General features: G+C 33.5%; 2 protein-coding genes and 2 pseudogenes. 3 read left to right on the top strand and 1 reads right to left on the bottom strand.

Annotated features, from left to right (window positions below; translation table 11 throughout):
- Nucleotides 1-91 precede the first annotated feature (91 nt).
- Both ARSQ2_RS14370 and ARSQ2_RS13325 read left to right on the top strand, forming a co-directional pair.
- Nucleotides 92-322 (top strand): magnesium chelatase subunit ChlI family protein, encoded by a 231-nt coding sequence (locus ARSQ2_RS14370; protein WP_338078297.1) that lies wholly within the window; start codon nucleotides 92-94, stop codon nucleotides 320-322.
- Between the two features lie 13 nt (nucleotides 323-335).
- Entirely contained in the window at nucleotides 336-485 is a 150-nt protein-coding gene (locus ARSQ2_RS13325; RefSeq protein ID WP_338078296.1) for a magnesium chelatase subunit ChlI family protein, read from the top strand.
- Nucleotides 486-525: 40 nt separating this feature from the next.
- On the opposite strand, the pseudogene ARSQ2_RS11130 reads toward ARSQ2_RS13325, so the two are convergent.
- Nucleotides 526-862: pseudogene (locus tag ARSQ2_RS11130) on the bottom strand (MaoP family protein).
- Nucleotides 863-982: 120 nt separating this feature from the next.
- Between ARSQ2_RS11130 and hdfR the strand changes: the two are divergent.
- Nucleotides 983-1,744, top strand: a pseudogene (gene hdfR / locus ARSQ2_RS11125) (HTH-type transcriptional regulator HdfR); the annotation flags it as partial.
- Nucleotides 1,745-1,866 lie beyond the last annotated feature (122 nt).

Raw genomic sequence — 1,866 nt, 5'->3', positions numbered from 1 at the left:
TTTGCATATTCCAGTTTTTGCTTTGCCCTAAAGGTCACTTTTACTTTTCGTGGCATACTTATACCTATAAGATTTTGCTTAATTATAAGCTATAAATCTTTACAGTTTTATTAGACCACTACAGTTACCGCTAGGTACTTTAAGCCACTCTACACCTACAAATGAAAGCAGTTTCGATATAAAAAAACGTGTAATACAGGCAAGAAAGCAACAAATTGAACGTTCAGGTAAAATTAATGCAAAACTAAATAGCAAAGAAGCTGCACTTTTTTGTAAACTAAAACCAAATGACGCCTTTTTTTTAGAAAAAAACATTAAATAAACTTGGCCTCTCAATCAGAGCTTGGTATCGTATACTGAAAGTTTCACGGACCATTGCCGATTTAAAACAGCAGAAACAAATTGAAAGAATTGATATTATTGAAGCAATTAGCTATCGCAATATGAATAAGCTACTTATTCAATTACAGAAACAAATTGAATAATTAAGGGGTATTGAACCCCCTTTTTACAACTATAATGATATTAATCATCACTATCGGTATAGTCTTCTGAAGGATTCAGTTGTGGTTTACCTCCAGATAAAGTATGAAAACGCTTAGGTCGGCTAATACGAGTCATATACTTAGACCATACTTTTTCTTCTGGTGTCACAGGTTCGCATTCACCGCGACACAGAGCAACAAAAAGTTTTTCTTCTTCTGTCTGAGGTTGACGCTTACCTAAATCAAGTTCATTGAAAGCTTGACCGCAACATTCTAACAACTAAGCTTCTTTAATGGTGAAATCACCATGACGAGAAAAACCTCGAGGATAATTTTTTATCAAAAAAACGATTAGTCGTGATAAAGCTTTCTGCCATCTAACACACTTCTACCTCTTTAATGTCACACTCATTATGGCGCGGAGTATTAGTTAGCAATTGCATTCTGTAAAACAAAACATTTAAATCGTTAAGATTAAAAATTTTGGAGTTTGTGCTGTGGATACTAAATTATTAAAAACTTTTTTAGAAGTTACTAAAACCCGACATTCTGGTCGAGCAGGCGAATCATTATACCTTACACAATCAACGGTAAGTTTTCAAATACGTCAATTAGAAACACGATTAGGTACTATTTTATTTGCCCGTCATCGCAATAATATTCATTTAACTGCCGCAGGCGAACGTTTGATTGCCTACGCTGAATCGTTAATAAATACCTGGCTACAAGCTAAAGAAGAAATTTCTCATCGATCATTAAACACAGAATTTTTAATAGGCCCAACAATATCAATATGGGAAGGATGCTTAATAAATTGGATACAACTTATCTATCAAAAACACAAAGAGCATTCATCTTGAATGCAGAATATCCACGCGACAATCTTTAGTAAAACAGCTTCATTCACGCGAACTTGATTTACTTATTGCAATTGAACCATTGCAATTGAACCGCCAAAAATGGATGAATTTGAAAGCGCCATTATTGGTGAAATAAAATTACAATTAATGCCAAAAAAAAATTTAACTCTGTCGAGATTCAATTACATCAAACTTGAATAGAGTCCTGATTTCAATACCACGGAAAAATCATCTTTAGTTGAAAATTCGCCGACACTACTTACAAGATCGGCTAACCTTGCGCGGGAGCTATTATATCCAGAAAAATCTGCCTCTGTTTTACCAATTCATTGGCTTAATCAATATCATGAATTAAAAACACTATCGAAAGTTGTCTATAGCAAAGCAATTTATGCTATTTGATTACAAAATAATGGAGAATAGCTAAGCGACTTAATTTTGATGACATTATTTATATAAGCTATTCAATTGATTTTAGACGTAAAGTGATATTTTCGATGCAAGAAGAAGGGTTGAGTATC

It is taken from the genome of Arsenophonus endosymbiont of Bemisia tabaci Q2 (assembly GCF_902713415.1).
GTDB lineage: Bacteria > Pseudomonadota > Gammaproteobacteria > Enterobacterales > Enterobacteriaceae > Arsenophonus.
Note: the sequence above shows the minus strand (reverse complement) of the source record. Positions and strands in the feature narration are given on the sequence as shown.